Annotated in this window: 24 protein-coding genes; 7 read left to right on the forward strand and 17 right to left on the reverse strand. The window is 70.7% G+C overall.

Annotated elements, in window-relative coordinates; all coding sequences use genetic code 11:
* Nucleotides 1–6 precede the first annotated feature (6 nt).
* From AB0H56_RS16580 to AB0H56_RS16600, 5 genes are all read right to left on the reverse strand, one after another.
* On the reverse strand, nt 7–441 hold the full coding sequence (locus tag AB0H56_RS16580; protein ID WP_357163357.1) for a DUF5990 family protein: 435 nt from the start codon (nt 439–441) through the stop codon (nt 7–9).
* 25 nt (nt 442–466) lie between these two features.
* Nucleotides 467–1,951, reverse strand: a complete 1,485-nt coding sequence (locus tag AB0H56_RS16585) for a hypothetical protein (RefSeq protein WP_357163360.1) — start codon at nt 1,949–1,951, stop codon at nt 467–469.
* 87 nt (nt 1,952–2,038) lie between these two features.
* Nucleotides 2,039–2,233: a hypothetical protein gene (locus tag AB0H56_RS16590; protein WP_357163363.1), complete on the reverse strand. Its 195-nt coding sequence runs from the start codon at nt 2,231–2,233 to the stop codon at nt 2,039–2,041.
* A 7-nt stretch (nt 2,234–2,240) separates the two neighbouring features.
* Nucleotides 2,241–3,488: an MFS transporter gene (locus AB0H56_RS16595; RefSeq protein ID WP_357163366.1), complete on the reverse strand. Its 1,248-nt coding sequence runs from the start codon at nt 3,486–3,488 to the stop codon at nt 2,241–2,243.
* Between the two features lie 42 nt (nt 3,489–3,530).
* A complete protein-coding gene (locus AB0H56_RS16600; RefSeq protein WP_357163369.1) occupies nt 3,531–3,905 on the reverse strand; it encodes a nitroreductase family deazaflavin-dependent oxidoreductase in 375 nt (124 codons plus the stop codon).
* A 97-nt stretch (nt 3,906–4,002) separates the two neighbouring features.
* Here AB0H56_RS16600 and AB0H56_RS16605 point away from each other — a divergent pair, with 97 nt between their 5' ends.
* Nucleotides 4,003–4,707: a TetR/AcrR family transcriptional regulator gene (locus AB0H56_RS16605; RefSeq protein ID WP_357163372.1), complete on the forward strand. Its 705-nt coding sequence runs from the start codon at nt 4,003–4,005 to the stop codon at nt 4,705–4,707.
* On the opposite strand, the gene AB0H56_RS16610 is transcribed toward AB0H56_RS16605, so the two are convergent.
* The 4 genes from AB0H56_RS16610 to AB0H56_RS16625 form a co-directional block, all read right to left on the reverse strand.
* Nucleotides 4,701–5,003, reverse strand: a complete 303-nt coding sequence (locus tag AB0H56_RS16610) for a hypothetical protein (protein WP_357163375.1) — start codon at nt 5,001–5,003, stop codon at nt 4,701–4,703. The genes AB0H56_RS16605 and AB0H56_RS16610 overlap by 7 nt on opposite strands.
* Nucleotides 5,004–5,080: 77 nt before the next feature.
* Nucleotides 5,081–5,614 carry a DUF4334 domain-containing protein gene (locus AB0H56_RS16615; protein WP_357163378.1) on the reverse strand — a complete coding sequence of 178 codons (534 nt, stop codon included), beginning with the start codon at nt 5,612–5,614 and terminating at the stop codon, nt 5,081–5,083.
* Nucleotides 5,615–5,631: 17 nt separating this feature from the next.
* Entirely contained in the window at nt 5,632–7,296 is a 1,665-nt protein-coding gene (locus tag AB0H56_RS16620; protein ID WP_357163381.1) for a GMC family oxidoreductase, read from the reverse strand.
* On the reverse strand, nt 7,293–8,741 hold the full coding sequence (locus AB0H56_RS16625; RefSeq protein ID WP_357163385.1) for an NAD(P)/FAD-dependent oxidoreductase: 1,449 nt from the start codon (nt 8,739–8,741) through the stop codon (nt 7,293–7,295). Before AB0H56_RS16625 ends, AB0H56_RS16620 begins: the two co-directional genes overlap by 4 nt.
* Before the next feature lie 124 nt (nt 8,742–8,865).
* On the opposite strand from AB0H56_RS16625, the gene AB0H56_RS16630 reads away from it, so the two are divergent.
* Nucleotides 8,866–9,516: a TetR/AcrR family transcriptional regulator gene (locus AB0H56_RS16630; RefSeq protein ID WP_357163388.1), complete on the forward strand. Its 651-nt coding sequence runs from the start codon at nt 8,866–8,868 to the stop codon at nt 9,514–9,516.
* 6 nt (nt 9,517–9,522) lie between these two features.
* On the opposite strand, the gene AB0H56_RS16635 is transcribed toward AB0H56_RS16630, so the two are convergent.
* From AB0H56_RS16635 to AB0H56_RS16645, 3 genes are read right to left on the reverse strand one after another with little or no spacing between them, the layout of a single operon-like run.
* Nucleotides 9,523–10,149 (reverse strand): TetR/AcrR family transcriptional regulator, encoded by a 627-nt coding sequence (locus AB0H56_RS16635; protein ID WP_357163391.1) that lies wholly within the window; start codon nt 10,147–10,149, stop codon nt 9,523–9,525.
* 28 nt (nt 10,150–10,177) lie between these two features.
* Nucleotides 10,178–11,266: an NAD(P)-dependent alcohol dehydrogenase gene (locus tag AB0H56_RS16640; RefSeq protein ID WP_357163394.1), complete on the reverse strand. Its 1,089-nt coding sequence runs from the start codon at nt 11,264–11,266 to the stop codon at nt 10,178–10,180.
* On the reverse strand, nt 11,266–11,736 hold the full coding sequence (locus tag AB0H56_RS16645) for a DUF4334 domain-containing protein (RefSeq protein ID WP_357163805.1): 471 nt from the start codon (nt 11,734–11,736) through the stop codon (nt 11,266–11,268). The genes AB0H56_RS16640 and AB0H56_RS16645 overlap by 1 nt, the downstream gene beginning before the upstream one ends.
* A 94-nt stretch (nt 11,737–11,830) precedes the next feature.
* On the opposite strand from AB0H56_RS16645, the gene AB0H56_RS16650 reads away from it, so the two are divergent.
* Both AB0H56_RS16650 and AB0H56_RS16655 read left to right on the forward strand, forming a co-directional pair.
* Nucleotides 11,831–12,391, forward strand: a complete 561-nt coding sequence (locus AB0H56_RS16650; RefSeq protein WP_357163397.1) for a TetR family transcriptional regulator — start codon at nt 11,831–11,833, stop codon at nt 12,389–12,391.
* 109 nt (nt 12,392–12,500) lie between these two features.
* Nucleotides 12,501–13,973 carry an NAD(P)/FAD-dependent oxidoreductase gene (locus tag AB0H56_RS16655; protein ID WP_357163400.1) on the forward strand — a complete coding sequence of 491 codons (1,473 nt, stop codon included), beginning with the start codon at nt 12,501–12,503 and terminating at the stop codon, nt 13,971–13,973.
* Here the strand turns inward: AB0H56_RS16655 and AB0H56_RS16660 are convergent.
* On the reverse strand, nt 13,855–15,387 hold the full coding sequence (locus AB0H56_RS16660; RefSeq protein WP_357163403.1) for a carboxylesterase/lipase family protein: 1,533 nt from the start codon (nt 15,385–15,387) through the stop codon (nt 13,855–13,857). The genes AB0H56_RS16655 and AB0H56_RS16660 overlap by 119 nt on opposite strands.
* A gap of 79 nt (nt 15,388–15,466) precedes the next feature.
* Here AB0H56_RS16660 and AB0H56_RS16665 point away from each other — a divergent pair, with 79 nt between their 5' ends.
* Nucleotides 15,467–16,228 carry a uracil-DNA glycosylase gene (locus AB0H56_RS16665; RefSeq protein WP_357163406.1) on the forward strand — a complete coding sequence of 254 codons (762 nt, stop codon included), beginning with the start codon at nt 15,467–15,469 and terminating at the stop codon, nt 16,226–16,228.
* 262 nt (nt 16,229–16,490) lie between these two features.
* Here the strand turns inward: AB0H56_RS16665 and AB0H56_RS16670 are convergent, their stop codons facing one another.
* Genes AB0H56_RS16670 through AB0H56_RS16685 form a run of 4 tightly spaced genes read right to left on the reverse strand, consistent with a single transcriptional unit; the run spans nt 16,491 to nt 19,971 of the window.
* Complete coding sequence (locus AB0H56_RS16670) at nt 16,491–16,700, reverse strand: hypothetical protein (protein ID WP_357163409.1); 210 nt, start codon at nt 16,698–16,700, stop codon at nt 16,491–16,493.
* Between the two features lie 38 nt (nt 16,701–16,738).
* The gene (locus AB0H56_RS16675; RefSeq protein WP_357163412.1) at nt 16,739–17,422 is read right to left on the reverse strand and encodes a type 1 glutamine amidotransferase domain-containing protein; all 684 of its coding nucleotides are present in this window, start codon (nt 17,420–17,422) and stop codon (nt 16,739–16,741) included.
* A gap of 36 nt (nt 17,423–17,458) precedes the next feature.
* Entirely contained in the window at nt 17,459–19,045 is a 1,587-nt protein-coding gene (locus AB0H56_RS16680) for a succinic semialdehyde dehydrogenase (protein WP_357163415.1), read from the reverse strand.
* Nucleotides 19,042–19,971 (reverse strand): acetoacetate decarboxylase family protein, encoded by a 930-nt coding sequence (locus AB0H56_RS16685; RefSeq protein ID WP_357163418.1) that lies wholly within the window; start codon nt 19,969–19,971, stop codon nt 19,042–19,044. Before AB0H56_RS16685 ends, AB0H56_RS16680 begins: the two co-directional genes overlap by 4 nt.
* 379 nt (nt 19,972–20,350) lie before the next feature.
* On the opposite strand from AB0H56_RS16685, the gene AB0H56_RS16690 reads away from it, so the two are divergent.
* Nucleotides 20,351–22,063 (forward strand): glycoside hydrolase domain-containing protein, encoded by a 1,713-nt coding sequence (locus tag AB0H56_RS16690; RefSeq protein ID WP_357163421.1) that lies wholly within the window; start codon nt 20,351–20,353, stop codon nt 22,061–22,063.
* A gap of 83 nt (nt 22,064–22,146) precedes the next feature.
* On the forward strand, nt 22,147–22,620 hold the full coding sequence (locus AB0H56_RS16695) for a hypothetical protein (RefSeq protein WP_357163424.1): 474 nt from the start codon (nt 22,147–22,149) through the stop codon (nt 22,618–22,620).
* Nucleotides 22,621–22,630 lie beyond the last annotated feature (10 nt).

Consider the following 22,630-nt stretch of genomic DNA (forward strand, 5'->3'; position numbering starts at 1 on the left):
GCGTGCTCAGGCGGCCCACTGGATGAGCGGGGGCTTCACCCGCGCGCACACCGGGTTTCCGCTGGGGTCGGTGAGGCCGAGGGTCGCTTCGAGGCGGCCGGAGGTGGTCGCGGCAGCGCGGACCGCGGGCGGGATGTCGGCCAGCATCAGTTTGGCGCGCCGGAACATCGAGAACGCGCCCGCGGCATCGACGGTGCCCCAGCTCAGGTAGATGAAGCGCGCGCCGGGGCCGCCCTGGATGTACGGGCCACGGATGTCGGTGCCGTCGACGGTGCAGGTCAACGTCCAGGACACGGTGTCGGCGTCGCCGGGTTGGAGGTCGAGCAGCTCGTCGGGCACGGCTCTGCGCGGGATTCCGACATGGATTCCGGTGTAGGCGGGGCCGGGACCGCAACGGCTCGACAGCCCGGGCAACTGTGTCCCGACGATTCGGATCAGCACCCGGCCATTCTCGCGCACCGCGGCCTCACGCCAGGGCCGGGATCGCCGCGATCCGCAGTAGCGACCAGACCAGCAGCGCGCCGACGCCGACGGTGAAGAAGGCGATCATCGGCAGGTCGACCTCGTCGCGGCGCCGGCTGACGACCTTGACCACGGCGCCCTCGGCGAAGAAGGTCAGCACGAGCACGGCCAGCACGGCGACCGCCGCCCACATCGCCTCGGGCCGGCGAGCGAAGTAGCTCAGCGGCCAGCCGGCCAGCAGCGTGACGGGCAGACCGAGCAGCATCCACCCGAATCCGAGCAGCACCAGATTCTCACCGTGCGCCGCCGGGTCGACCTCGCCCGACTCGTGGCGCGACGGCCGGATCCGGCCGATCTGTACGACCGCGTGCGCGAGGCAGGCCAGCGCGCATGCCGCGACGAGCGTGAAGTACGCCGTCGCGGGCGCCGGAGCCGGACCCGTCCAGCGCATCGGCAGCCAGCCCGCGCACACCATCACCACGACGGCCACCACCACCGCCGGGCGCGCGCCCAGCCCGGCGCGGACGTAACCGGCGGGGAAGAGCCGCCCGGAGCGCCCGTAGAGCCAGCCCAGGCACATCGGCGCCATCACCCCGACGAGCACGGTCAGCCACCGCGACGGCCCGTCCGCCCGGAACATCGACACCATCGCGACCAGCCAGGACGCGACGACGATGAGCACCGCGGGACGGGCCAGCGCCGCCCACAGCGAATCTGCCCGTGCGCGCGACGCCGCCGCTGGATCGACGGGTGGCGAAACCGGTGGCGCGACAACGCTGTGCGCTTCCCGCCAGGCCGCGATCCCGACCCGGTCCGGTGACGTCCACGCCTCGACGTCAGCCGATCCCGCGCACAGCACGGGACTGTCGTCGGCGCGGTGATCGTAGTCGTCGTCCAGCTCGCCGAAGTCGCGCATCGACGCCATGCGCGCGGTGATCCGCAGTCCGTGCCAGGGTTCGTCGCAGTACGGGTTCGGGCAGACGGGATAGGTCGCGCCGTAGTCCGGTTGCTCGCCGTCGCGCAGACTCTCCTCGACGAGTTCGTCGATCTCGTCGAGCAGCCGTCGCACCGCCTCCGCGCCGCGCTCCGGTACCTCCGCGGCGTCGTGCGCGGGCACCCCGGCGCGGACAGGCCTGCCGGTCCCGACAGCGGCCGCGGCCGTCGCGTACTCGGCCACCACCACCGCCGACCTTTCGCCGGATCCGGCGGGCCGCCACACCCGCCCGAACCACTTGCGCCGCACCACGATCGCGTGCGCGGTGCCACCGATCATCGTCAACGACCAGCAGATGTCGAACACCGTGTCCTGAGTGCCGAACGCCCACACGGCGAGCGCGAACAGACCGAGATAGCCCAGCGCGGCCAGCGCCGACGCGACCGACTTCGCCCGAATCGCCAGCACCGCGAACAGCAACCATGTCAGCACGCCGAGCGACAGCAGCGGCACGAACGAGACGACCCAGCTCAAACCCCGGCGTACGGCTGACACGGCACTTCTCCCCCACTACCCGGACACGATCCGCCGATCCTAGAGACGGGCGGGGCGCCGAGTCCACACGATTGCGCCGCGCCGGTACTACTCGGGCGGGGACGCCTCGACGGGGCGCCGCCGGTCGCGCACGAGCAGCACCGCGGCCGCCACCGCCCAGATGATCGCGAACGCGACCGCGCGCATCGGGCTCCAGTTGGTCATCAGCAGCAGTACCGCGACGCCACCGAACAGGCCGAGCAGCCGCATGCTGTGCGCGGAGACTTTCACACGGCCGATCATCGCACGCTCAACGCTGGACGGGGGCGTCGACCGGACGGCTCACCGCGCGGCGCCGCGAGTGCCAGGCCAGCGCGGGCACGATGAGCAGGGCGATCAGGGCGCCGAGGTAGGACAGTCCGGGATAGTCGCTCGCGGCCACGATCACGCCCGAGCCCAGTCCACCGCCCGCGCCTGCGACGGCGATCCCGACATCGACGGTGCCCTGGGTGCGTGCGCGCGACGCCGCGGGGGTGGCGTCGGCGATCATGGTCGTGCCCGCGATCAAGCCCAGGTTCCAGCCGAGGCCGAGCAGGCCGAGCGCGGCGGCGAGCGCGGGAACCGAGTCCGGTGGGGCCAGGGCCGCGGCCAGTCCGGCCGCGACCAGCGTGGTGGCCGCGGTGACCGCGACAAGTGCCGCGCCGAAGCGGTCGACCAGCATCCCCGACAGCAGCGACGGCAGATACATGCCCGCGACGTGCACCGCGATCACGAAACCGGCGGCGCCGACACCGTGCCCGTGTTCCTGCATGTGGATCGGCGTCATCGTCATGATCGCCGCCATCACCAATTGGGTCACCACCATCACGCTCGCCCCGGCCACGATGGGCGCCGACCAGGTCTTCGCCGTCGCCCGCTCGGCGGGAACGCTCGGCTCCTCGATGCGGGCGATCTCGCGCGCGAGCACGAGCGGGTCGGGTCGCAGCAGCACCCACAACACGATCCCGGCCAGCAGGTAGGCGGCGCCGGAGAGCACGAAAGGCCCTGCCAGCGAAGGGATTCCGGCCGAGTCGGCCAGGTCGGCGGTCGGCTGCAGCAGATTCGGCCCGACGACAGCGCCCACGGTCGTCGCGACGAGCACGGTACTGATCGCCCGCGCCCGGCGCGCGGGCGCGGCGAGATCGGCGCCGGCGTATCGCGCCTGCAGGCTCGTCGCGGTGCCCGCGCCGTAGACGATCAGCGCGAGGAACAGCAGCGCGATGCTGTCGGTCACCGCGGCCACGACGACACCGAAACTGCCGAGCGCTCCGGTCAGGTAGCCGGCGGTGAGCCCCGCCCGGCGTCCGGCCCGCTGGGAGATCCGGCCGACGGCGACCGCGGCGGCCGCGGACCCGAGGGTGAACAGGGCGCTGGGCACCCCGGCCAGCCCGGTGGACCCGAGCATGTCCTGGGCCAGCAGGGCGCCGACGGTGATCCCGGCGGCCAGCCCGGCGCCGCTGAGGATCTGGGCCGCGACCAGGACGGCGAGGGTGCGCCGCTGGGCGGGATGTTCGCTCATGAGCGTCAACACTGCGCCACAGATGGACGCTGGTCCAATCCGTTATGCCCCGGCGTGGTCCATGCGCAGGAATTCGCTGATGCGCAGCAGCTTCGGGGGACGGGCCGCGTCGGGAGCCATCGCCGCGAAGGCCTCGGCCTCGTCCACGAGGCGCGGCGCTGTCAGTGCCACCTCGGCACCCTCGACCCGCAGCCGGGCGCTGCCCGCGGCCAGGATGTTGCGCACCCAGTCCGAGCGGGCGCCGTACACGAGCACGAACAGGTAGCCGCCGTCGACGGGAAAGGCATCGAGCGGGGTCTGATAGGTCCGGCCCGAGCGACGGCCGACGTGGGTGAGCACCGGCCACTTCCCGCCCTTGACCGCGCGCGGGTTGAACACCCGCTTGTTGATGTGGCCCCACCACAGTGGCATCGGCATGGGAATCTCCTTCACGGCCAGGCGTTCTTACACATGTAAGGCTGACTTACGCATGTAAGGTTGTCAACACCTGTCCCGCCGTCCCGAGGAGATGACCATGCCGGCGCGACCGCCGCTCACCCGCGACCGCGTGTTCGACGCCGCCATCCGGGTGGCCGACCGAGGCGGCGTCGCGGCGATCACCATGCGCCGCGTCGCCCAGGAACTCGGCGTCGAGGCCATGTCGCTGTACCACCACGTCCCCAACAAGGACGCGATGCTCGACGGCGTCGTCGACGCCGTCTTCACCGCCATCGACCTACCCCCCGACGACCCCGACTGGCGCTCCGCCCTCCGCGTGCGCGCCGCCTCGGCCCGCGCGGTCCTGTCCCGGCACACCTGGGCGCTGGGCCTGGTGGACTCGCGCCGCACCCCCGGCCCCGCCACCCTCCGCCACCACGACGCCGTCCTCGGCGTCCTGCGCCGTGCCGGGTTCAGCCTGCCGATGGCGGCGCACGCGATCTCCCTCGTCGACAGCTACATCAGCGGCTACGTCCTGCAGGAGGCGAGCCTGCCGATCACCACGCCCGACGAGGTCACCGAGGTCGCCGGCGCCCTCCTCACCGACCTGCCCGCGAACGAATTCCCCCACCTCACAGAAATGATCACCGACCACGCCCTGCGCCCCGGCTACGACCACACCACCGAATTCGGCTACGGGCTCGACCTGATCCTGGACGGGCTAGAAGCCCGCCGCACCCGGACGAACGACAGCGGCCGGGCGGGTGATCCCGCGCCCGGTCTCGCACCGACCCGTCAGTGACCGCCGGGGTCGGTCAGATGAAGCCCCTCGTGCACCTTGATCCGCCGATGTTCGGCGAGCACGATCGTCACGCCCGACAGCAGGCAGATCCCGCAGATCACCCCGGCGATCACTGCCCATCCGACATGGCCGGAGGCCGCGGCGGTCAGGGTCGCGGCGAGCGAGACGATGCCGACACCGATGAGGAACAACCCGGGCCAGTTGAGCGAATCCTGAATGGACTCGCCCGCGTGCGACCGGAAGGTGCGCTCGGTATCGGGGAACTTGTGTACATGCGGAACACTACTGGCGTCCATAGCCCTGCCGTCCTTTCGGCGAACGGTTCCTCCTTCAGGAGTACCCCTTGTCGCGCCGAAACACCAGTGCCGATCGATCAGTCCCGCACGAGCACGAAGAAGTACGGTTCGGGCAGATCACGGAAGTCCATCAGACCGAGCACCGTGTCGCCGTCGACGCGCCGGAACACATCGATGATCGGGAGATGGTCATAGACCATCGCCGTCGTCACGACACCGCGATGCTCCACCGACCGCAACCGCGCCCGGTACCGGCGGGTACGCACCGCCGGCTTGACGACGCCCAGGAGCGCACGGCCGCGCTCGACCACCGGGAGCGGGATCTTGTCGGCGATCCCCAGCGGCACCCGCTTCGGATCGACGGCGAAGATCTCGCCGCCGCGATCACCGAACAGCAGCGGATGCACACTGTCGGGGCCGTCGAACTGCTTGCCGTACCAGCCCGAGGCCGCGAGCAGCCCGTCCAGGGGATGGCCGGTGGCCAGCTCACGACCGTGCCAGCGGCCGGTCAGCTCGTCGGCCGACACCGGCGCGAGACTGTCGAACAGGGCCGTCGCCGCCGCCCTGTCACAGGCGGGTTCGAGCGCGGTCAGTTCCTCGATGGGGGTCACGGGTTCCTCTCGATCGTTCACACCGGCAGGCGCAGGGCGCCGGGCGCGGTCGACGGCACCGCGGGGCGCGCGGGCGCGACGGGACTGATCCGCTGGTAGGCCGCGCCGAGCTCGGGCCGCGGATCGGGTTCGCCCTTGTTGGGCCAGAACGCCATCGCGCGCTCGGCCTGCGCGGTGATGGTCAGCGACGGATTGACGCCGAGGTTGGCGGTGATGGCGCTGCCGTCGGCGACGTGCAGGCCCGGATGGCCGTACACCCGCTGATACGGGTCGATGACCCCGGTCTCGGCCGAATCACCGATCGTGCAACCGCCGATGTAGTGGGCGGTCGCGGGGATGTTGAAGATGTCGGTCGCGATATTGCCGCTGATGCCGTCGATGTCGGCCGCGTAGGCGCGGGCGATGTCGTGCGCCAGCGGAATCCACGTCGGATTCGGCTCACCGCTGCCCTGCCGGGTGACCAGCCGCCGTCCCTTCAGATACGAGGTGAGCGAGTTGTCCAGCGACTGCATCACCAGCAGGATCACCGACCGATCCGAGGCACCGTGCGCGTTCTGCGACCGCAGGAACTGGATCGGATGCAGCAGCATCGTCAGCAGCAGGCGCAGGAAGCGGAACGCGCCGCCGTCGACCATCGGCACCGTCTGCAGGAACAGCGCGTTCTGGCCAGACCCGTAGGTGCACACCTCCACATGCGTCTGCGGTTCGGGATGGATCGACGACGTGATCGCCACACCCTGGGAGAAATCCTTGCGCGACTTGCTGGTGACGCCGATGATCGCCTCGGAATTGCTCCTGGTCAGCGCGCCGACGCGCGACGACAACCGCGGCAGGGTGCCGTCGGCGCGCAGCTTGTGCAGCAGCTTCTGGGTGCCGAGCGCGGCCGCCGCGAACACCACCTCCCGCGCGGTGAACGTGCGCCGGTCTTTCCGGAACAGGCGATCGGAGGCCACCGTCTCGATCCGGTACCCACCCGCGCCGTCGGGCGCCACCGAGGTGACCGTGGTCAGCGGATGCACCTGCGCGCCGAGACTCTCCGCCAGGTGCAGATAGTTCACCGTGGTGGTGTTCTTCGCGTTGTGCTTGCAGCCGGTGAAGCACTCCGAGCAGTGGATGCAGCCCGCGCGCCGCGGCCCGGCCCCACCGAAGTACGGGTCATCGACCTCTTTCCCCTCGGCGCCCTCGTTGAAGAACACCCCGACCTGGGTGCGGTGGAAGGTGTCGGCGACGTCCATGCCGCGCGCGACCTGCAGCAGCACCTCGTCCTTGGGCCCGACCCTCGGGTTCTCGACCACGCCCAGCATCCGCTTGGCCTGGTCGTAGTACGGGGCGAGTTCGCTCTTCCAGTCGGTGATGTGCGCCCAGGCGCGATCGCCGTAGAACTCGGGCAGCGGCTCGTAGAGGGTGTTGCCGTAGATCAGCGACCCGCCGCCGACGCCGGAGCCGCTGAACACCAGACACTTCCCGAGGGCGCTGATCCGCTGCGGTCCGGTCAGGCCGAGCCGAGGCGCCCAGATCGACTTGCGGATGTTCCAGTTGGTCTTCGGGTAGTCCTCGGCGTTCCAGCGGCGCCCCGATTCCAGGACCCCGACCCGGTAACCCTTCTCGGTCAGCCGCAGCGCGGTGACACTGCCACCGAACCCGGAGCCGATGACGATCACGTCGTAGTCGTAGTCACTCATGCCGAGATCACCTCGTAGTCAGCGGGATCGAACCGCGCCTGCTTCTTGTATTGGATGCCGAGCAAGGGCCAGTTGGTGGTGATCCGGCCGTCGGCCTGCCGGTACCACGACGAGCACCTGCTCCAGACGCTGCCCGCCAGGACCGCCTGGATCCGCGCGTCGTAGGCCTGTTCCACCTCCGGCCGCACCGTCAGCGCCGATCCGGTCGCCGCGAGATGGGTGACGTAGTCGGCGAGATAGTCGGCCTGGGCCTCGAGGAAGTAGATGATCGAACCGCCACCGGTGTTGGTGTTGGGCCCGTACATCAGGAACAGATTCGGGAACCGGGGCACCGTCATCCCGTAGTAGGCGTGCGCGCCGGTGGCCCATTCGGTCGACAGCGGATGGCCCGCCGCGCCCGTGATGGTCATCGGAGCGAGGAATTCGGTGGTCGCGAAGCCGGTGCCCCAGATGATCACGTCCGCCGCGTGCTCGCGCCCGTCCTCGGTGCGCACACCGGTGGGCGTGATCGCGGCGATCCGGTCGGTGCACAGCTCGACATCCGGCTCGGCCAGGGCGGGAAGGTAGTTGTCGGAGAACAGGATCCGCTTGCACCCGATCTGGTAGTCGGGCCAGACCTTCTCGAACAGGCCCGGCTTGGCCCTGGTCTGGCGGCGCATGTGGAACTTCGACCACGCCTTGATCGCCGCAGCCAGCGGTTTGGCGTACACCCAGGCCACGCTGAGCCCCTCGACCACGCCGTACCAGGTGCCGCGTTCGGCCAGTTCGGTCGCGGGCAGCCGTTCGAAGATCTTGTGGTGCAGCGGGGAGAACTCGCGGTCCGGGCGCGGGATGATGTAGGGCGCGCTGCGCTGGAACACCGTCAGCGAGCCGACCCGCGGCTGGATCTCGGGCACGAACTGGATGGCGCTGGCGCCGGTCCCGATCACCGCGACCCGCTTGCCGGTCAGGTCGACCCCGTGGTCCCATTCGGCGGAATGGAAGCTGTCGCCCGCGAAGGTGTCTCGACCTTCGATCGAGGGCAGCGCGGGTCGCGAGAGCTGGCCGACCGCCGAGACAAGCACGTCCACGACCACCGACTCGCCCGTGCCGAGCTGGACGGTCCACTTCCCGGAGGTGTCGTCGAAGGATGCCCCGGTGACTTCGGTGCCGAAGCGGATGTGGCGGCGCACGTCGTAATCGGCGGCGACCGCGCGGATGTAGTCCAGGATCGCGGGCTGGCGCGAGAAGCGGTGTGGCCAGCGCGGATTCGGCGCGAAGGAGAACGAGTAGAACGGCGACGGCACATCGCAGGCGGCGCCGGGATAGGTGTTCTCGCGCCAGACCCCGCCGACGTCGTCGGCCTTCTCGAAGATGACGATGTCGTCGAATCCCCGCTTCTTCAGGGCGATCGCGGCGGCCAGACCGCCGAAACCACTGCCGATGATCGCGATCGAGGGTGCCATGTGATCCTCTCGTGTTCCAGCGACCAGAAAAACAGTTGCTGCGTACGGTTTCTTCATTGGATCAGGTTTGTTGCCGCCGCGTCAATAGTCGTCTCATTTTCCGTCACGGCGTACGATTTCTCAGGTGACCGTGCCACAAACCCGCCGCACCCAGGCCGAACGCCGCGCCACCACCCGCGCCCTCATCCTGACCAACGCCGCGGACTGCCTGCTCGAACGCGGCTACGCCGCCACCACCGTCACCGCGGTACAGGAACGCGCCGGGCTCGCCCGCGGCACCGTCCAACACCACTTCCCCACCCGCACCGAACTGCTCATCGCCGCCACCACCCGCGTCGTCGACCTGCGCCTGGCAGCCTTCACCCACGCCGCCGAACGCTTGCCCACCGGCAGCGACCGGCTCCAGGCCATCGTCGACCTCGCCTGGCGCGACCTCACCAGCCCCGCCTTCTACACCGCGCTCGACCTGTGGGTCGCCGCCCGCACCGACACCGACCTGCGCGACAACCTCATCCACGAGGAACGTCGCGTCCTCGCCGAGATGCGCACGCGCTACCGCGCGATGATCGACGAACCCTACGACACCGACCCGCGCGCCGAAACGCTCGTCGAATTCACCCTCGACCTGCTCACCGGCCTGTCCATGACCGCGATGCTCACCGGCACCGTCGGCGACCACGACGCCGTCGTGACCCGCTGGAAACGGGCACTCGCGGTCCTGGTCGGACGGCTGCCCGCCGACGAACTGCTCGCCGACACCGCCGTCCGCCCCTGACCCGGCTCAGCCGATCCCGGACAACCCGTTCCAGCACAGCGCGACCGTCGTCGCCACCGCCTCCCGCTTCGGGATCGGGCGCCCCGCGTCCAACCACTGCCGCGCGGCCAGATGACTCGCCCCCACCAGCCCGAACGCGCACGTGAACGCCCGCACGTCGTCCATGCCCGCCGCCCGCAGCTCCGCGCTCACCAGCACCGCGCACTCACTGAACGCGTGCCGCGCCCGCCACCGCACACTGGGCTCACTGGGCACCGGCGACTCGAACACCAGCACGTGCCCGGCCGGATCCTCGTCGACGAAGTCGAAATAGGCCAGCACCGCGCGACGGACCTTGTCCTCCTGCCCGGTGGCACCGACCAGCGCCGCCCGGATCCCGCCCACCATCCGATCCAGATGATGTTGCAGGACAGCCAGATACAGATCCAGCTTGTTGGCGTAGAGCGTGTACAGCACCGGCTTGCTCATCCCGGCGCGCGTACTGATCTGATCCATGCTCGCGCCGTGATAGCCGTGCGCGACGAACTCCGCGCGCGCCGCGTCCAACGCGGTCGTGAGCCGTTCGGCCCGGCTCGGTACCGCCGAACCCGCCGTGGCCAGATCGGCCTCGATGTCGCTGTGCAGGAGAGTCATGCGCTGCCTCGATATTCCGAACGTCCGGTCACCAGGTGAGGACCGGTTTGACGACCCGCCCGGCCCGCTGGTCGGCGAGCGCGGCGTCGATCTCGGTGTGCCGGTAACGGCCGATGAGCCGCTCGGCGGGAAAACGACCGGCGGCGTGCAGATCGAGCAGCCGCGGGATGAACTCGGCGGGCACACTGTCACCTTCGAGACAGCCCCGGATGGTCTTGCCCTGCAACACGATCTCGCTGACATCGATCGGCGGCGTGCCACGACCGAGCCCCACCGCGACCACGGTCGCCCCGGTCCCCACCGCCGCCAGGGCGTCCGCCAGCACCGACGGGATGCCGGTGGTGTCCAGCGCGTGCGTCGCACCGCCACCGGTCAGCTCCCGCACCGCCGCCACGCTCGGCCCGTCGGCCGGATCCACCGCGGCGTCCGCACCCAGCTCGAGCGCGAGATCGCGGCGCGCCGCGGACGTCTCCACGACAAGCACCCGCACATCGTCGAGCGTCCGAGCGGCCAGCACCGCGGCCATCCCGACCGCACCGGCCCCGTACACCGCCAGCCACGCGCCCGCCGCAGGCCGCAACACGTTCAGCACCGCACCCGCACCGGTCTGGAAACCGCAGCCGAAGGGCGCGGCCACCGCCGGATCGATCGCCGGGTCGACCACGATCGTGTTGTCCGCCGTCGTCAGCGCGTACCCCGCGAAACTCGACTGCCCGAAGAAGCCGTCCAGCACCGGACCCTGCGCGTGCGTGACGCGCGGCTCGTCGTGCGCGCGGCGGCCGAACTGGTTCAGCGCCACCGATTCCCGGCAGTAGGCGGGCCGACCGGCCAGGCAGTTCGGGCAGGTGCCGCAGTGCCGGAACGTCAGCACCACATGATCGCCCGGGCGCACCCCACGCACCTGCGGCCCGACCGCGGCGACCACCCCCGCGCCCTCGTGACCGAGCAGAATCGGCCGATCCGCGGCGCCCGCGCGCCGGGTCACCAGATCGGTGTGACAGATTCCCGCCGCCGCGATCCGCACCAGGATCTCCCCTGCGCGCGGCTCGTCGATCTCGACAGGCTCGATGGAGAACGCCGCCGCCGGATCCCGCGACAGCACCGCCGTGGTGCGCATCAGGCGTCCCGTTCCAGCAGGAAGTAGAAGTGCTCGCCCCGCGAGAGCACCAGCTCCGCACGGCCGTTCATGATGCCCATCAGGGTGCGGTCGTCGAGCCACTTGAAGTGGTCGAACACGGCGCGTCCGTCGTAGACCATGGTCGCGGTGACCTCGCCGCGGAACTCGATGTTCCACAGGGTCGCCTCGCCCTGTCCCAGTTCGACATTCGAGAACAGGGTGCCGTCCTCGGCGCGGCAGATCAACGGCTTCGCGTCGTCGACCGCGACGAAGTCCTTGCCGTGCCAGCGGCTCGCCGGCAGCGCGCGGCACAGCGGGTGGCCGGTCTGGAAGGCGGCGCCGCGCCACGACCCGAGAATGTCCTCACTGCGCGCCGGACGCAGCCGGCTCCACAGCTCGTCCAGCTCGGCCGTGGACACGCCATCGGCCTGTTCCCGGAGTTGCTGCCAGCGAGGTTTGTCCGCGCCCATCGTCATCCTCATTTCGCCGATTCGAGAACCTGCCGGTTCCAGAACGGACCCTAGTTCCGAACCAGATGGTTCGGCAAGGGGTACGATGCACCTCATGCGAGCGGCAGGAGAGGCAACCAGGGAACGGATACTCGCGGCCGCCAAGGCCGAATTCGCCGCCTACGGTGTCGCCGGGGCCCGGATCAACCGCATCGCCGAGGCCGCCAACGCGAGCAAAGACCGCCTCTACGCCTACTTCCCCGGCAAGCACGAGCTCTACGCCGCCGTCAGCGCGCGCTGGATCACCGAGACCGCCGCCGAGACCGCCATGACCGCCGACGACATCCCCGGCTACATCGGCCGGCTGTTCGACCACTTCATCGCCCACCCCGACGATGCCCGCCTGCAGGCCTGGTCCGACCTCGAACCCACCGACACCCTCGCCGAGGAACTGCGCCCCGCCATCGAGGCGAAACTCGCCGAACTCGCCCGCGGCCAGCGCGCGGGCCTGATCACCACCGACATCACCCCCTCGATCCTGCTGCGGATGCTCACCGATCTGGTCCGCACCACCGCCATGCACGCCCATTACGCGGCCGCCAAGGGCGAACAGGATCAGCTCACCCGGCGCCGCGCCGCGACCGTCGCGGCGGCCGCGCGCATCGTCAGCCCGTGAGCACCGCCGGGGCGATTCCGCTGTCCCCCGGCGCCGTTGACAGTGTTCCCCGGCCATCGGATCATGATCTTGGTCAGCTGTCCGAGACCCGAGGAACCAGGCGGTACCCATGCCCGACTCCCCCGCCGCGGCGGCCGAAACGGCCGACGTCGTCATCGTCGGCGCCCGCTGCGCCGGCACGGCGAGCGCCACCACGCTGGCACGGGCGGGCTACCGCGTCGTCGTCCTCGACGCCGCACCACTGCCCTCCGACACCCTCTCCACGCACCTGCTCTGGCCCGCGGGCCTCGCCGAACTCCAGACCCTCGGCGCCCTCGCCGACGTGCTCGCACTCGGCGCACCACCCCTGACCAACGCCTACGCCGCGGGCGCCGGGTACGGCATCGGCACCACCTTCCCCGCCGTCGACGGCATCGACTACGCCCTCTGCGTGCGGCGCACCGGCCTCGACGACGTCCTCGTCCGCACCGCGCGCGCGGCGGGCGCCGAGATCAGGCAGCGCTGCCGCGTCACCGCGCTCGTCCACACCGGAAACCGCTGCGCCGGAGTGCGATACACCGACGCCACCGGCGCCACCGGCGAGATCAGGGCCGCCCTCGTCGTCGGCGCCGACGGCCGCGACAGCACCGTCGCCCGCGGCGTCGGCGCGCAACGACCACTGCTCGCCGTGCCCAGCGGCCGCGACTGCTACTACGCCTACTGGCGCGACACTCCGGGCAGCCCCCGCGACACCGCGTCGCAGTGGCGCGTCGGCGCCGACCTCGGCACCGCCTTCCCCTGCGACGACGGCCTCGTCCTCAGCCTCGTCCAACCGCCGGCCGTCCCGGGCCGCTGCGGCCCCAGCGCCGCAGAGCGCCGCTACACCGAAGCCCTGCACCGCATTCCGGCCCTCGCCGATCGGCTCCGCGACCGCGAACGCGTCGGCCGGGTCCGCGCCGCGACCGGTCTGTCCTCCTACTTCCGCCGATCCGCAGGCCCCGGCTGGGCACTGCCCGGCGACGCCGGACACTTCAAAGACCCCGTCACCGCCCAGGGCATCCGCGACGCCCTCCGCTACGGCAGGCTCCTCGGCGAAGCCGTCACCGGGGTCCTCCACGAACCCACACGACTCGACCGGGCACTGCGCGCCTGGGAACGACGCCGGGTCGACGAATGCCGCGCCATGTTCCACTGGACCAACCGGCTCGCACGCGGAGAAGCCATGCGGCCCCTGGAAATCGAGCTCTACCGCCGCGCCGCCGACGACCCGGAACTCGCCCGCATCACCACCGGCATCTTCTCCAGGACCCGCCACCCCGCCGAGCTCCACACCCCCGCACGCGCGCTACGCCTCGTCGCGGGCGCCCTGCGGCATCAGCCCGACACCCGCGCCGTCCTGCGCGACCTCGCCCTGGAACTGCGCATCGGCGCGCGCAACATGCACGCCACGCGCACCGCCCTGCGCGGCGACACTCCCGCCGTCCTCAGGCCCCGGCCTTCCGACGATCGATCGGCCCCTCCGACGCCGCGATCCGCACCCCCTGCCACGCTTCCCGCCGCGCCGCGTCCGGATCGATCAGTACCCGCGGCGGATCATCGATGATGCGCGTCGCCCGCCGCTCCACCGTGTAGGGCGGCCACGACGGCAACGGCGCGCCCGTCCGCGCGAAGCTCAGCCAGTTCTCCTGAACCTGGTCCTGCACCGCACGGAACGCGCGACGACCTCCGGCGGCCGTCATCGCGCGGCCCAGCGGACCGTCCACCCAGCCGAAGACCGGAAGCAGCTCGAGCGCGTGCGTCGCGCCGAATCCGGCCAGCCGCACCGCGCGCGGCGCGAAGTCGAAGCGGTAGGCGTAGGTCGGCGCACACCGGCTGTGCCCGTCCAGCACGGCCAGGGTGGGGCGCCAGAACATGAAGTCGCCCCCGATCCGCACCGCCGTGCGCGGCGCGGGATATCCGGGGTAGGCGCGGATCACGCGCTGCTCGACGCCGGGATCGCAGCGACCGAACGCCGCACTGAGCTGCTCCGGAGTATGCGGCACCGACTTCGCGAAGCGCTGGAACAGCGTCGCCTCGTCGCGGTTCGTGCCGATGATCAGCGGGACCGGATGCGCGCGGCCCGCCGCGATCACCTCCATCGGCGCCTCGGGCAGGAAATCACCGTCGACCACCGGCGAGTACGGGAAACTGCCGGGCGACTCACGCAGCGCGCGGCCGAGCGCGCGGTCCGCCGCCCGGCACAGGTCACTCGCCTTCGCCGTGCGCAGTGCCCGTGCCCCGTCGGCCGGATCGGCGCCGAGCCGCTCCAGACAGGCGCGGGCGAAGCGTCGAGCCTCGTCAGGTCCCGCCGTCCAATCCGCAGGCGCGCTCTGCGCGATCGCGCGGTGGAACAACCCCTTCGCGGCCGGTGTGGCCAGCAGTGTGACCACCGCGTGCGCGCCCGCCGATTCACCGAAGACGGTCACATTCCCCGGATCACCGCCGAACGCGGCGATGTTGCGCCGCACCCACTCGAGCGCCGCCACCTGGTCGCGCAGACCCAGGTTCGATTCGAAAGGCCTTTCCGGCGTGGAGAACTCACTGAAGTCGACGTAGCCGAGCGCACCGAGCCGGTAGGTCATCGACACGACGATCACGTTCCCACGCGCGGCCAGCCGCGCGCCCGAGTACATGCTGGCCGCGCCGATGAGGTACCCGCCACCGTGGATGAACACCATGACCGGCAGCGGGCCCGCCGCCGGCGCCACGGGTGCCGTCACGTTCAGTGTCAGACAGTCCTCCCCCGTCGGCTGCCAGGTCCGCGCGCCGGTGCGGGCGCCGCTGGGGTGCTGGACCGCGGCGGTGCCGAACTCGGTCGCCGAACGCACCCCCGTCCACGGCGTCACGGGCTGCGGTGCACGGAAACGCAGGTCCCCGACGGGCGGGGCGGCATAGGGAACAGCACGCCAGCGGATGACCCGACGGCCTGCTCGACCGCGCACGACTCCGTCGGCGGTCACGATCTCGGTGGACACCATGACTCCACGGTACGTGGTACCAGCGGTACCGCGCAGGCGGTTCGGCCGACCACCGTCGACCCGCGACTAGACTGGCCCGATGGTCGGCGCCGATCCGGAAAACGCCCCACTCGCTGCTGCGACCACCCGCAGCGTCGCCGAACTCGACGCCCTGCTCACCACCTGCCGCGCCTGCCCGCGGCTGGTCGCGTGGCGCGAGGAGGCCGCCAGGGTCAAGCGCGCCGCCTTCCGCGACGAGGAGTACTGGGCGCGCCCCGTCCCCGGCTTCGGGCCCGACGATGCCGAGATCCTCGTGGTCGGGTTGGCGCCGGCGGCCAACGGCGGCAACCGCACCGGACGCATGTTCACCGGGGACCGCAGCGGCGACGTCCTGTTCGCCGCGCTGCACGCGGTCGGGCTGGCGACCGGCGCGCATCCGGTGAGCATCGACGACGGCATCGAACTGCGCAACACCCGGCTCACCGCGCCCGTGCACTGCGCTCCACCCGAGAACAAGCCGACCAGCTCCGAACGTCTTCGCTGCGCCGCCTACCTCACCCGCGAGCTGGAACTCCTCGCGCGGACCGTCCGCGTGATCGTCGTCCTCGGCGGCTTCGGCTGGCAGGCCCTGTTCGCGGTCCTCGCCCAGGGCGGCTGGATCGTCCCCAGGCCGCGCCCCCGCTTCGGCCACGGCGCCCAGCTCACCCTCAGCCACCCCGACGGTCGCGCACTCACCGTGCTCGGCTGCTACCACGTGAGTCCCCACAACACGTTCACCGGCCGCCTCACGCCCACGATGCTCGAAGACATCTTCCGCACAGCCATCAGCCTCACCCACAGAGCCCCGCCCCCGGCGTCCTGAGCTGTTCTTTGAACGGGACGGTTGGGTATCGAGCAAGGCGCGAGGGTGAGACTTCATGTTTAGATGCGCATATCGCAGTATCCTGTTGTTTTATTGTCGACTGACCGATCTGCCTGTCCGGCGGCGTCGTCGACCTAATCGTCGATGCGATAATGAGATCAGTCGCCTGGGCAATCGCACGAACCGTGGTCGCTCCACTCCCCCACGACGGCAGCACGACGCCGGGGCACTCCCCTCCCCCGTCGCGAAACGTGGGCACACGTCAGACGAGAGCGACCTCGTCGAAGGCGACGGTGAGGGTGTGGCGGCGTTCGTGGAGGACGCCGCCCTCCCGATGGACGGCGCCCTCACTGAACTCCAGACGCAGGGTGGTGCGATGCGCGTCGACCTCGCGGACGACGGCGCAGACACCACTGAACGGTCCCGCCGGAAAGTAGACGACATCACCCGGCGCGAACTCGGAAATCCCCACGCCGACACCGTAGTCCATGTCGGGCACCGCGCGCCGGGTCAGAGCAGCGCGGCGACCTTCTTCGCCGTCTCCTTGGCCGAGCCGGGATTCTGTCCGGTCACCAGGTTCCCGTCGACCACGGCGTAGGAGACGAACGGCAGCTTCGCCTTCTCGTAGATCGCGCCGCGCTGCTTCATCTCCGCTTCGGCGTTGTAGGGCACCAGCTTGTCGACCCTGGCGAGCACCTCCTCCTGCCACGCGAATCCGGTGAGCTTGCGGCCGGCCACGAGGTGGGAGCCGTCGGACAGGGTGGTGTTGAGCAGGCCGCAGTAGCCGTGGCAGACCGAGGAGACGATACCGCCGCGCTCGTAGATCTCCCGCGTGATGCGCTGGAGGCCCGCGCTGTCGGGAAAGTCGTACATGACCGCGTGCCCACCGGTGAAGTAGATGGCGTCGTAGTCGGCCGAGTCGATCTCCTCGGGACTCGCGGTCTGCTCGAGCAGCGCCATCTTGGCCGGATCCGCCCGCCACGCCTTCGCGGTCTTGTCGTAGCTGGGGAACTTCAGCGACCGCGGCTCGAGCGGGACCACGCCGCCCGCCGGGCTGACGAGCGTCTGCTCGAAACCGTTCTGCTCGAACACCTCCCAGGCATGGGTCAGTTCGGACAGCCACAGGCCGGTCGAATGGGACGGGTCGTCATAGTGACCGACATTGGTGACGACGTTCAAGATGCGCTTGGTCATGCGTGGTTCTCCTTCGTCCGTCGTGACAACTGGATCTCAGTGTGCGCCCAGGCGGCGCAGGGCCCGCAGCGCGAGGGTCAGAACACGGGACCAGCGCTCGTGCCCCACCCCGCGCGGCGGCGCGAAACCCTGCAGGCGCTGGTGCGCGACGGTCTGCGGCTCGGTGTACTTCAGCAGCCCGTCGGCGCCGTGTCGGCGTCCAAGGCCGGAGTCGCCCATGCCACCCATCGGTGCGTCGATGCTGCCCCAGGCGGCCGCGAACGCCTCGTTGACGTTCACCGTCCCGGCGTGCAGCCGCGCGGCCACGGCCCGGCCCGCGGCGCCGTCGCGCGACCACACACTGGCATTGAGACCGTACGGAGTGGCGTTCGCCGCCGCGATCGCGTCCTCGACATCGCGATAGGGGTAGATCGACACCACCGGGCCGAAGGTCTCCTCGGCGAACAGGGTCATCTCCGGGGTGACGTCGGTCAGGATCGTCGGCTCGTGGAACAGCGGCCCGAGCTCGGGGCGCGCGTGTCCGCCCGCGAGGACGGTCGCGCCCTTGGCGACGGCGTCGGCGATGTGCGCGGTGACCGTCTCGAGCTGCGCCGGGTTGGTCAGCGAGCCCACGTCGACCGAGAAGTCGTAGGCCGCGCCGAGACGGAGCCGGCGCGTGCGTTCGACGAAGGCGGCGACGAACGCGTCGCGGATCTCCTCGGCGACGTAGAGCCGTTCGATCGAGACACACAGCTGCCCCGCCGAGGGGAAGCACGCGGCGACCGCACCCTCGGCGGCGCGGTCGATGTCGGCGTCGGCGAGCACCACCATCGCGTTCTTCCCGCCGAGTTCCAGGGACGCGCCGATGAGGCGCTCCCCCGCGCCGGCCGCGATCCGGCGCCCACTGGCGGTCGACCCGGTGAACATCAGGTAGTCGCCGCCGGCCATCAGCGAGTCACCGATCACGCTGCCGCGGCCGATGACCATCTGCCACACGTCGGTCGGCAACCCCGCCTCGCGCATCAGCGCCAGCGCCCACAGCGCGGTCAGGGCGGTTTGTGTGTCGGGCTTCTGGACCACGGCGTTGCCCGCCATCAGGGCCGGGATCGCGTCACCGGCCGCCATGCTCAAGGGGTAGTTCCACGGCGAGATGACGGTGACCACGCCCTTCGGGTGCCGCAGCTCGGTGGTGTGGGTCAGGACCGGGATGGCGCCGCGACGGCGCCGGGGGGCCAGCAGCCCGGCCGCCGTGCGCGCGTAATACCTCGCGGTGATGGCGATGTCGGTGACCTCGAGAAAGGCGTCCCGCCGCGTCTTCCCGCTCTCGGCCTGCATCAGGTCCAGCGCTTCGTGTTGGCGTGCGAGTACCAGGTCGTGGAAGCGCAACAGGATGCGCTTGCGTTCGCGGACCGGGACCGCGGCCCACCCCGCCTGGGCGGCTCTGGCGCGGACGTACGCGTCCTCGACGGCCGCCGGTGTCGACACCGGGAATTCGGCGAGCCGCAGGCCCGTGTACGGCGCGGTCGTGGTGGTCCGGTCGGCGTCGTCGGCGGCCGCGACGAGCGAGGTCAGCCGGTCGATCAGGGCCGGGGTCAAAGTGGCGGGCAGTCCGGAGCCGCGAACGGCGGTCTCGTCGATGGTCATCGGGTCACCCCCGCGGCGGAGCGCACCGAGGTGGGGACCGGCATGTGCAGCGCGTTCTGCCCCTCGGTCATCACGTCGAGCTGGATGGTCTTGATCGGCTGCAGGGAACGGATGTCGTCGGAGACCCGGCCCGCGCCGAGCCGCAGGTCGATTCCCCGCGGCAGCAGACTCGTGCCCGTAGCGAGGACATTGGTCTGGCTCAGCGTGGAGTGCCATGCGCCGTCGATCCGCGTGTAGGAGGTCAGGCTCGCCACGCGTTCGCCCGAGGCGTGCGCGCGCTGGCGGGGTGTCGGGGCCGTGAAGGCGACATCGGTGGCACCGTCGTCGTTCGCGACGTGCGCGGTGGCGCGCCGGTCGTCGATGTCGACGTCGATGTCGGTCATCCATTTCGGGAAGCCGTAGCCGTCGTGACCGCGCACCTGGGCGATGTCGGTGGTGACGGGCAGCGAGAGGACATAGGAGTGCAGGTGGTCGTTCTTCAGTCCCGAGAGCAGGTCGACGACGCCGAGCCCGCCGTGCCGTGCGGGTTTGACGGCGATGCCGACCGCGGCCTCGGTGTAGAAGTCGATGTCGCAGACGTCGTAGCGGAAGAACATCACCGAGACCAGCCCCAGCCCGGGCGTGAGCTCGAGCGGGTCGAGCTCACGCGGAAGGCGGGAGCGGATCGCCCGGGTCGGCGCGATCATCGTCAGCCGGGCGGTCGAGATGCGGTAGTAGAAGTTCGGCGACCAGGTGGGGCCGATCGGCGAGTCGACGTGCACCTTCGGCAGTTCACGGAAGAAGTCGACGCCGCTCACCCGCGGGTCGGCGGCGACGACGTCCAGGTCGGTCGCCATCCGGAAGCGGTCGTACAGGCCGCCCTGCGGGACGTCGACCGAGCGGCCGCCCAGCTCGACGGTGACCGTGCGGTGCGTGGTACGTGCCATGGCACATCTCCTAATGTTTACATCGCTTACATCAGCCGATGCTAGAGAGTCATGTAAGCACTGTCAACACAGGCGTGCCGGAGCCGGGCGAGACATCGACGCAACGCTCACGTTCGCCACGGAGCTTTGACTTCGGCGACGGACGCTGCGCGGCTACCACGCCTGACCGAAAACCCGTGCCGCATGACATGATCGCGCCGCGGTACCGGTCCGGCTCGCGAATCGCGGTGCCGGGGTGGATGTTTCGCCTAGAATGGATGCCGGGTGAGATCCTCGGTCACCCGGCGCCGATCTGGGGCGCCAGTGTCATCCCGCCGTCATGTCGCGGGACGCGAGCGTGAACCATGCCAACGGATATGAATCATGCAGGGGGTCAACCATGTCCACCGCTGTCGATTTCGCAGCCCGTCTCATCGATCCCGCCGCGATCGCGGCGGCCGGACACTCGGCGGTCCTCGCCTATGTGTCACCGAGCAGGCCGGGCGCGAATTTCGGGGCCAAACCGATCACCGCCGAGTACGCCCGCGCGCTCGCCGCCGCCGGCCTCGATGTCGTCTCGATCTGGCAGTACGGCAAACCCGGCGATCCCACCCCCTCCGACTGGACGACCGGCTTCGACGGTGGCAGGCGAATGGCCGAGCAGGCACTCGCCACACATCTGGAGGTCGGTGGGCCGCGCCGCGCGCCGATCTTCTTCGCCGTCGACGAGGACATCTCGCTGAGCCAGTGGAATACGACCGCCGTGGAGTTCTTCCGCGGGGTGAACTCCGTGCTCGGCACGGAATGGACGGGCATCTACGGCCATTCGCGGGTATGCGCGTGGGCGATCGAGGACGGGGTGGTCGGCCGCCGCGGCGACTTCAGCTGGGTATGGCAGACCCGGGCCTGGTCGGGTGCGGAGCGGGAGCCACGGGCGGTGCTGTACCAGCGGGTGATCGACACCCCGAGCAATCCCGGCCCGGTCATCGACGGCACGCACGTCGATGTCGACGACATCCTCGCGCCCGACTTCGGGCAGTGGAGCCTGGACCGCTCGGTCCAAGTGCCCGTCTTCACCGAGCTCGACCGCCTCGGACCCTCGCATTCCCCCCGCCACGGTGCGCGGATCACCAACTTCCTGCTGCACACACAGGAGGGCAACGGCACCGCCGAATCCCTGGCGGCCTACCTGAACAACCCGGCCAACGGCGTGTCCTATCACTACACCCTGCGCGACGGGATCGTCGTCCGCGTGGTGCCCGAGGAACTCGCCGCCTGGTCGGTGCTCTCGGCCAATCCGTTCACGGTGAATCTGTGTTTCGCGGGCAGCCGGGTGGCGTGGTCACGGGAACAGTGGCTCGCGATCGACGCCGACCTGCGCATCGCCGCGTATCTGGCCGTGCGCAGCGCGCACCGGCACGGCTATGCGACGGAGGTGCTCGCACCGCCCGGGTACCGGGTCGGCGAGGGCATCAGCGACCACAAGTACGTCACCGAGGCCCTGGGCATCGGCACGCACACCGATGTCGGGCCGAACTTCCCGTGGGATGTGTTCGCCGCCCACGTCAACGATTTCGCGGGTACCGGTCATACCGCCATCGATATCCGAGCGGCGGCCTCGCCCTGGCTGGGTGCCCGGCGCACCGACGGCGAACTCGCCACACCGGACGGCATCGGCCGCTTCGCCGAGTTCGAGCACGGCTACGTGTACTGGCATCCGGCCACCGACGCGCACGCCATCCCGACCGCGATCATGACCAAGTACGCCGAACTCGGTTGGGAGGCGGGCCCCCTGGGCTACCCGATCGCCGAGCACGCGGAACTGCCCGACCCACGCGGCACCGGACCGGGCCACGCGCAGGCCTTCCAGGGCGGCACCGTCTATCGCCGGGCAGGCGCGCCGGCCTACTGGGTGCACGGCGCGATCGGTGCCCGCTGGTCGGCGGTCGGATTCGAGAACGGCGAACTCGGCTGGCCCGCCTCCGACGAGATCGCCCACGACGACGGCGTCTACCAGGCGTTCGAATTCGGCCGCATCTACTGGGTGCCCGAAAAGATTGTCGCGCTGCGCAATTCCGGCGACCCCGATACGCCACTGGCCCGTCCCGCCTGAGGTGTCGGGGTGCCCGGCTACGCTGACGGCGCTCGATGCGCATGTCGGCGTAGCGAGCCCCGGCACGGGAGGAGACCCGCACCATGTGGCCGTCCGAGTGGCCCTCGTCCGCGCGCGCGATCGCGATCGCCGTCGACGCCGCCGTCCACGCGGCGCGCGCCGCCGACGAGCCCGCCTTCACCGAGGCGATCGCCGAACTGGCCGAGCTGCCCGCCGATCAGGTCGGCGCGGTGCTCGCGGCGATCGTGCGCGAACTCCTCGAGGTCGCGCACCCGGACGGGCTCACCGGCGACGATGTGCGCGCGGTACTCGAGGCCGTGGTGCGGGCGACGGTGCCCTGGCATCCAAGGCTCGATGTCGCGGCGGTGATCGCGACGCTCACCGGCGCGCTCGGGGTCGACGACGCGACCGAACCGGACGCGCCACCGGCCGATGTCCATCCGGCCGCGGTACTGCTGATCGCCCACCTCACCGAGCGCACCGGTGTGCGGGCCGGTGACACGATCGGCCGGGCCATCGGTGAGATCGCCAGGGCCGAGACCGTCGAGATGCCCTGAGCGGCCGCGC

Origin of the sequence: Nocardia sp. NPDC050717, assembly GCF_040654275.1 — a bacterium.
In the GTDB taxonomy this organism is placed as follows: Bacteria; Actinomycetota; Actinomycetes; order Mycobacteriales; family Mycobacteriaceae; genus Nocardia.